The sequence below is a fragment of the Streptomyces sp. NPDC015127 genome (assembly GCF_043080095.1).
In the GTDB taxonomy this organism is placed as follows: Bacteria; Actinomycetota; Actinomycetes; order Streptomycetales; family Streptomycetaceae; genus Streptomyces.
The window spans coordinates 1-7,982 of sequence record NZ_JBIBVE010000058.1 but is presented as its reverse complement, the minus strand read 5'-3'; the positions used below and the strand labels follow the sequence as shown (position 1 = coordinate 7,982).

The 7,982-nt window shown below is 61.5% G+C and carries 5 protein-coding genes and 2 pseudogenes; 6 read left to right on the top strand and 1 reads right to left on the bottom strand.

Translation table 11 applies throughout. The features are described from left to right. Positions 1-301: 301 nt before the first annotated feature. From ACF08N_RS37370 to ACF08N_RS37350, 5 genes are all read left to right on the top strand, one after another. The gene (locus ACF08N_RS37370) at positions 302-682 is read left to right on the top strand and encodes an IS5 family transposase (protein ID WP_392329169.1); all 381 of its coding nucleotides are present in this window, start codon (positions 302-304) and stop codon (positions 680-682) included. A gap of 1,370 nt (positions 683-2,052) precedes the next feature. Next, complete coding sequence (locus ACF08N_RS37365; RefSeq protein ID WP_392329168.1) at positions 2,053-3,843, top strand: LuxR C-terminal-related transcriptional regulator; 1,791 nt, start codon at positions 2,053-2,055, stop codon at positions 3,841-3,843. A gap of 169 nt (positions 3,844-4,012) precedes the next feature. Further along, complete coding sequence (locus ACF08N_RS37360; RefSeq protein WP_392329167.1) at positions 4,013-4,612, top strand: hypothetical protein; 600 nt, start codon at positions 4,013-4,015, stop codon at positions 4,610-4,612. Between the two features lie 5 nt (positions 4,613-4,617). After that, positions 4,618-5,277 carry a DUF5987 family protein gene (locus ACF08N_RS37355; RefSeq protein WP_392329166.1) on the top strand — a complete coding sequence of 220 codons (660 nt, stop codon included), beginning with the start codon at positions 4,618-4,620 and terminating at the stop codon, positions 5,275-5,277. After that, on the top strand, positions 5,274-6,938 hold the full coding sequence (locus ACF08N_RS37350) for an FAD-dependent oxidoreductase (protein ID WP_392329165.1): 1,665 nt from the start codon (positions 5,274-5,276) through the stop codon (positions 6,936-6,938). The genes ACF08N_RS37355 and ACF08N_RS37350 overlap by 4 nt, the downstream gene beginning before the upstream one ends. A gap of 198 nt (positions 6,939-7,136) precedes the next feature. Here ACF08N_RS37350 and ACF08N_RS37345 read toward each other — a convergent pair. Beyond that, positions 7,137-7,476: pseudogene (locus ACF08N_RS37345) on the bottom strand (DUF4158 domain-containing protein); the annotation flags it as partial. Positions 7,477-7,879: 403 nt separating this feature from the next. On the opposite strand from ACF08N_RS37345, the pseudogene ACF08N_RS37340 reads away from it, so the two are divergent. Continuing rightward, positions 7,880-7,982, top strand: a pseudogene (locus ACF08N_RS37340) (dienelactone hydrolase family protein); the annotation flags it as partial.

The following is a 7,982-nucleotide window of genomic DNA, read 5'->3' as shown; positions in this document are numbered from 1 at the left end:
CTCGTCCGACAGTCTTAACTCGGCCTTCGGCCGCCCGGTCCGTGCCATGGAGCCAGCCTACACATCTGAACAGAATTCCTGACTCAGAAGACTAGGGAATGTCCGACGGTAACGAGCACTTCTCACATGGCACATCAGAAGTCGTCTGCTCAGCCTGGTCTCATGCGGCGCGAGGTGTGTTTCCCTGCGGGCACCCGCAGCTGGCTTGCTCCACGACTCAGCTTCTGAAGCCGGAACCGGACCGTGCACGGGTCTAGGCCGTTTCCTTCAGATCATCGGATCGTTTGGTTGATGTGTGTAGTTGACTGACGCCCAGTGGGCACGCATCGAGCCGTTGCTGCCGGACCGGACACCTCGGCGGGGTGGGCGGTGGCGTGATCACCGGCAGGTGATCGATGTGATCGCGTCCAAGTACCGCACTGGAACGCCGTGGATGGACCTGCCCGAGCACTTCGGCTCGTGGAAAGGCGCCCACAACCGCCTGCGCATGTGGGCTGCGGACGGGACCTGGGCGAAGGTCTTCACCGCCCTGCTCGCCCCGGCCGAAGGCGACCTCGACTGGGTCGTCGCCGTCGACTCCACGATCGTCCGCGCCCACCAGCACGCCGCCGGGGCCTGTCAAAAGGGGCCCCGGCCGACGAGCCGGCCGACCATGCCCTCGGGCGCTCCCGCGGTGGACTGACCACCAAAATCCACCTCGCCGCCGACAGCCGCTGCAGGCCACTCGCGTTCGTTCTCACGCCTGGCCAGGCCGGCGACACACCCGCATTCGTGCAGTGTCGAACGCTGCATCAACAAGCTCAAGCAGTGGCGCGGCCTGGCCACTCGCTACGACAACACCGCCACCATCTACCTCGCCGGACTCCACCTCGCCGCCATCTTCATCTGGTCAGCAATATGATCCGAAGGAAACGGCCTAGCGGCGGGTCCCGCCCGGCCGCGTCAGTACCTCATTTTCTGGTACATACCCGTTCTGGGACATGCATCAGGCGCCCCAGGTAGCTAGGTCCTCTAGGCGTCGCCGACTCGATTGAGCACTGATTACTCAGGCGCACCCCAGCCGTTACGGACACCCTGAACGGATGCTGGATTGTACACGCGGCTGGCAATATCACGCATACTTCATCGAAGTGGCCCTCTATTGACTGGGAAATACGCAGCGGGTTTACGTAAACTTAGCGCACCAGTCAAGGAAAACGGAAGGCAAAGCCTGCAATGCCTGAATGGAATTCGGTAGACGATCTACTGGGCCGGGTAGAGATGGTCGGAAGAAATCAAGAGTTAACACGATCACTCAAATCTCTTTCCGGCACAGTCGGCACCCAGTCAGGCTCGCTGATTTCCGGCCCTCCCGGAGTGGGAAAGACACGCCTTGTCGATGACATATTAGCTCATCTACGCGCGTCGAATAACCCTCCACGGACCTTGTTCCTGCGACCCACGTCCCTTCGCGCTATGTATATGGGCCATCTACCGCGGCCCGCCGAGCCACAATTTCTTACGTTCGATGGACCAGCAAATCCACACCATATTCACCGTCTTCTTATCGCCCCTCCCAGCAGGCGCCCTCTAGTAATTGTCGACGATGCACATGACCTTGAAGAGGAGACTGCCGAAGTTCTGCTCGAAATAGCGCGCAGGAAGACAGCGATGCTCCTCGTGTCAGCGGACATGCAGAGGTCAAGCAGCGAGGCCTTGATGGCTCTCTGGAAGGACGAGCACGTTCGCCGCGTTGACCTTTCCCCTCTCCCTCTTCAAGAAAGCCATCGTCTTGCCCGCTTATGGATAAACGGGCACCCTACCACGCACCGCGCACAAAAGCTGGCGCTGCTTTCAGGTGGAAATCCGCTCATCCTAAGGGAACTCGTGAAGGCTTCCCTCAACGGAGACCAAAGCCTCCGAAGCGCTCCCTCCATGAATTTCACTATCATCTTGCCTCCGCCTTTGCGTGAGGTAGTTGCTCGCTTATTAGATTCATTGAGCGGTGCGGCATGCCGGGTAGCCGCTCTGATCTCCATTGCCGAATCTGCCCCTCTGGGGATGCTGGAATGCATGGCAAGCACAGATACGCTTCTGGAATTAGAGCAAGCGGGCCTCATCGCCCTGGATGATTCTCCGGCAGATGCATCCCGCGCTCTTGCGCGCAGCAACGGGTCTCGCATATCCATATCGAACCCACTAATTGCGTGCGGCATCCGGCAGCTGCAGAAGCCTTTACGCAGGCGTGCTCACATCCGCGAGCTCATAGATGTGTATTCGCGTGACCCTAATGGCTTGGCGGACGAAGATCAGCTCCGCCTTTTGGCGTGGCGTGCAGAGGTCTCGCCAGGAGAACTAACGGAGAGTGACCTGCTGTTCGCTTGCCAGCTCGCTCACTCTCGGAACGACCTTCACGCAGCAGCTGACTTCTCATACGCGGCATGGATGAAATATAAATCCCCGAAAGCAGCTTCTCTCTTCGCTCGGATTTCCATATCCTTAGGGAATCACTCCGCCGCATGTGCTATCGCCGATGAGGCTCCCGACGACGCTGATGAATTACAGGCAATCGCGGCACGTGGCCTCATGCTCCAGTGTATGCATCGGGACGCGGAGACGCGCTTCCGCCATCTGACTGAGGTCGAACAGAACCGATGCCAGGGAATTTTAATGTACCTACGGGGTGATTATCGGGGCTGCATCGATCATCTCAGCAAGTACCTGAGCGACGAAGATCCGTCTCACCGACTCGAGGCTGCCGTCTTCGTGAGCGCGTCCCTGTGCGGAGCGGGAAGGCCAGAAGACGCCCTGGATATCTGCGAGCAATTACAGAACCCTGCAGATTCCAATAGGAGCACACCGTTTCTTCTGTACGCTGAACATCTTGAGGACATGCGGTGCATAGCTCTCGCCCAACTGGGCCGCCTCGATGAAGCTGCCCGGTTCCTGAGCACGGAGTACAACAGGTCTCTAAGCGGCAGTAATTCCCACTCAGACGCCCGTCGAGGGTTATTCCTGGGGGAGACACTCCTCGAAATGGGGCTACCTCGTACGGCCCTTGAATACCTGAGTCTCTCCGATGCATACTCTACGGGCTGGGAAGTGCTCGAATGGAAAGGCAGAGTGCTTGAACTGCTGGCACGCCACCTTCTTCCCGGGGAATGGGTAGTCGAAGCCCCAGGCATGGAAGTCTTAGCGGGAGACGGGCTCGGCCATCTATCCAGCAATGCTGCTGTCGTCAACGCCTGGCAGGAAGTCAGTAACTCCAAATTTAACCAGGCTGCCGAGATTCTTTTAACTGAAGCAGGATCACAGATGCGGCGCCAAGCGTACGGTGAAGTTGCACGGCTGGTTCACGAGATGGGACGCCTTGGGTTCTCTCACCACACGACAGAATTCTGGGAAATTCCATTACAGGGAAGTTATCTTGGGGCGAAGGTTGGATTCGCCAAGGCAATCGCATCGAGTGATGTGAGCCTGCTGCGGCGGGCAGCAGCCACATTCGCTTCCTGCGGAGCCAATCTCTATGCGGCAGAAGCATACGCCGAACTTTCCCGCCTATACACACGGCTAGGAAACGACAGGGCTTCCACGGCTGCCCGGCAGCAGGCCGCAAGCCTCTCCTCCCGCTGCGAAGGAGCAGTTACTCCTGCACTGCGCATGCTGGCCGAAGTGAACCACCTCTCGGCGCGGGAGCGAGAAATTGCCGGTCTTGTATCCCGAGGTCTCAGTGACAAAGAAATTGCAGATGCACTTATCCTATCCCCACGCACCGTTGGAAATCACCTGTATCGGATCTACCGCAAGATCGGCGTAGCAGACCGGCGAGAACTCCGCGCCAGGTGGGGGAAGATCCATCTCTGAGCCCCGTCGAGCTCATCCGGCCGGCTCCTCCTGCTCAAGCACGGTCCACGCAGCACGGTGAGGCAGGTGGATGAGTCAGTGCACCAGACTTGTGCCAGGCGGGAGTGCACTGCCATTCTCTCGGTGCACCGTGTCATGCACTGCTCACCCCACTCTGCATGGAGAGCCCATGACCCGCGTTTTGAGACAACTCGCTGTCTGGGGCACTGCGGTCGTGCTGACCTGCCTGTCACCAGCTGCCGTTGCTGCGTCTGCCGTGCCATCAGCTGAAGAAGGGCCGAGCAGCTACAGCGAACCGGCTTTTGCGGATGCCTGTGAGTGGATTCACTATGGCGAAGCTGAGACACCGCCCTGGTGGCTCTTCCTCAACGACCCTGTCTGTGTCGAGTACGAGAAGCGAGACATCACCCTCAGCAACGGCGGTGCCTTGCGGTTCCTGGCCGCTGAGCCTGCACGCATCGCCATCGCCATCCCCAGCTGTCGCTACTACCAGCGTGATCACTGGAGTGTCCAAGCGACCCCAAGGTCGGTTCCTCTTGTCGCCTGGGATGGTCAGTACTGGTTCGACAAGGGCCTGGGCCTCGGGGCAGTGCGGTTGACCAACTTCAAGGTCGGCGGGCTCAGCGCTGGCCTCGGGGATGCCGTCCAGGCTCTGCGTCCATACTTCCCGGAGCTGTCAGCCGCCCTCGCGGCCTTTGGCGACGAGGCCGGAGAGAGCGGTGTGATGCAGCCGCTTGCTTCAAGTCTTCTCTGCTCGGCTAGAAGGTGAGCGCTATGCCGACTGAGCAGGGGCCCAGCCGCCGCGCCATTGCGCGTGCGGCCGGTGCAGCGCTGGTGACACTTTTCAGCAGCACATCTGTAGCAACCGCTGCGGCCCACGGTGGGCTGGATGACTGGACGGTCCAGACCCTTGAGGCGTTCGCCGACACCCTTATTCCAGGACAACGACGCCACGTCACCGACTGGCCGATAGCCGGTGTCGTCACAGGAGCCGGCGCTGTACAGGCAGGTGCTCTCAACACGCTCGCCTCAGAGGCCCTCCCGCTACGGCATTTTCTTCCCGACATCGGTGCCCTGCTCAATGCCCGGGCCGCCAAGTACGCCGTCGTCCACCTGATTTCCCTGCCGTTCTTCCGGCCCGCGCTGGTAGGGCTTCCTTTCGTACACCGGGCCAACCTCATACATGAACTTGTTCAAAGCGACGGACCGGACCGCGAGATCTGGCAGGCACTCAGCCTCATAGTCGGCCTGGCCTTCGACACGGCCGCCTACCTACCGACTGCCGACGCGGCAGCCGACCGCCATCCTGGTCTGGCCTTACTGGGATTCCCACCGCCTGGACCGGGCGGCACCTGGAGCTACTCCGCCTATTCCTACGGCCGGGCACTCGCCCCCCTGCACCCGAATACCACCAGCTCGGGGAGTCCGGCATGACGCAGCAGACAACCGATGTGCTGGTCATTGGCAGCGGGTTCGGTGGCGCAATCCCCGCCTACCATCTGGCAGCCGGAGGCGCACGCGTCACCGTCCTTGAACGCGGCCCGTACATCAACCCTGCCGACTTCACCCATAACCTCCAACTAGGCAGCTACAACCGCATTGTTGATGTCATAAAGGGAGACGGCATCTCAGTCGTCGCCGGCAACTGCGTAGGCGGATCAAGCGTCGTCTACTTCGGAGCGTCGCTTCGGGCTCCAGCCTTCGTCTTCGACCGGCGCGGCAGCTCAGGACATCGCCTGTGGCCCGCTGCCCACACCCGCGAGGGGCTTGACCCTTGGTACGACCGGGCGGAACAGGCTTTGCCCGTTGCCCGGCAGGGGTGGGACGACATCTCATACGCAGGAGGCGTTCTGGCCGCAGCGTGCGCGAACGCGGGCCGTACTTGCAACCCGGTTCCGCTGGCTGTTGAGGAGCGCCGATGCCGCAACTGCAACTGGATGCTTAGCGGCTGCCGCTTCGGCGCCAAGAGATCTCTGTTGCTGAACTACCTCCCCGCAGCGCAGGCTCACGGTGCTGAAGTCCGTCCTCTGAGCGAGGCTCAGACGTTATGTCGCTCCCCCCTCGTCGGGTACCAGTACGCAGTAACCTATTTGAACCTTGATCCCGGCGACTACACGCCTAGCGGAGCTGGTGAAACCATCCACGCGAAAGTAGTCGTCTTGGCCGCCGGCGCTGCTGGAACACCGGTCATCCTGAAACGCTCTGCGCGGCTGCTCGGGGGTGTCCCCGAAGCGGTAGGGATGCACTTCTCAGGCAACGGTGACCGAGTAAGTGTCGCTGTCCTCAATGAAGACAGAGTCCGCACAGTCCTTGGTCTGAGCCGCCCTGGCGGCGCCGCGTATGATGCCATGCATATAGGTAAGCCCATCACCGCAGCAACGTTCGACTATCTCGACCCCCAGGCTGCGGAATTCACCAGGTGCACGCTGCAGCAGATCTATTTCCCTCCTATCACCAACACCCTGGCCTCAGTATCCGACGTACATGAGGACTGGTTCGGCATCGCCAAGCGCAATATGCGCGGCCGCTGGCGATCCTGGCTTACGCTGCTGGCCATGACAGAGGACGACAACGAAGGTACCTTTGGTCCTCCTCCATTTACCGGCAGCTTTGTGCGGATCGCGCCTGGTCTCGGACGCAGCGCACTGGCGTACCATCCCACCTCACGCACCCGCCGCGGTTGGGACCTCGCCGACGACAGACTCAGAGACCTCTTCGAGCGGGATGGCCTGTCCACCGTGACGGCCTGGAGTGAAGAGTTCCTCGGCGGGGCTGTTACTGCCCACCCTCTCTCTTCCTGCCGGATGGGTGATCACCCCACCACTTCCGCTCTGAACGATTTCCATGAACTGCGCGGCTACAAAGGCTTGTTCATCACCGATGCCTCTGCCATTCCTACGTCGCTGACTGTCAACCCCTCCCTAACAGTCGCAGCTCTTGCGGAACGGGCTGTGCCCGGCATCGTTGCCCGCGCCGCCCAGCACGGCGCCGCCGTACGTTACGGAGCTGGCCCTCCCGATGGCACAGCCTGGGACACCAACGTCAGCAAAGAGGCACAACTACTCGCCGCTCGTGCCGCTGCGGGTTTCAACTAGGGTCTCCCTCTTGAACCGATCTTGCAGGTGAGATCCCGTTTCCGTGCGCCGACATGGACTGGCCGGTGAGTGGGCGGGAGTTTGACGTCGATGCCCTGGCGTGCCTCGGGCGACATTCACGCTTTGCGCGTGCTCAGGCTCCACATCTGTTGGGCAGGCGCCGGCGGATCGACTTGCCCGTGAGGCCAACTGACAGCCGTACGCGTCCCGGATCTCCCACGCGTGGTCGTACAACGTCTGCCGACGCTCGGTGTACCGCTTCACGCACGACGGGTCCTCGATACTGAGCTGCGCGGCCAGGTGATCGAACCACCGGCCACGGCCCCGCCAGCGGGTCCTCCAGGAACAGCCCGATGCACCGCACCGTGCACATCTGGAGCGTGAACCCGAGCCGGTGGTCCTTCGTACGCCGCAGCGCGATCAGGTCCCGGTCCACGTCGTCCAGGAAGAAGAAGCGCTCCAGCTCGGGCCTCGTCGGCTCCTCACCGAACTTCCCGTACGCCTCGGCCTGCTCATCAGTCAGAAATTCCACCGGCAGGCGCCGGACGGTAGCCGCCCTTCACCGGTGATCGACGATCTTCCCGTGAAGCCCAGCGCGGCCGGGGAGAGCTGTGCTAGCCGACCATGATCAATCTCACCGATACTGGCTGTTCCATTGGTCCCCACGGCCGTAGAGGTCCGCGGGTTCAGAGAAACTGAAGGTTGTTCACCGCGAACCCACGGGTGGATCTCCTGATTCTGGCGGTTGGGCCCGCGGGTTCGTGGTCAACCCGCTGGGCCGGACTCGGGGTGTGACCGAGATACGCGCCAAAGGGGCAACGGGATGATCTTGAAGCCCTGAGCGCCGGGCCCGTCCCGTATTTCAGAGGGACACCCGTGCTGTTCTGCCAGCGGCAGAACACCGGCCGGACCGGGCTCGACGATCACTACAGTCCAGCCTCATGACGATGATTACGACGCGTACGGTCGAGTACCCGGCCGACGGTTTGACGATGATCGGGCACCTCGCGCTCCCGGCCGGTGTCGACCGCCGGCCCGCGGTGC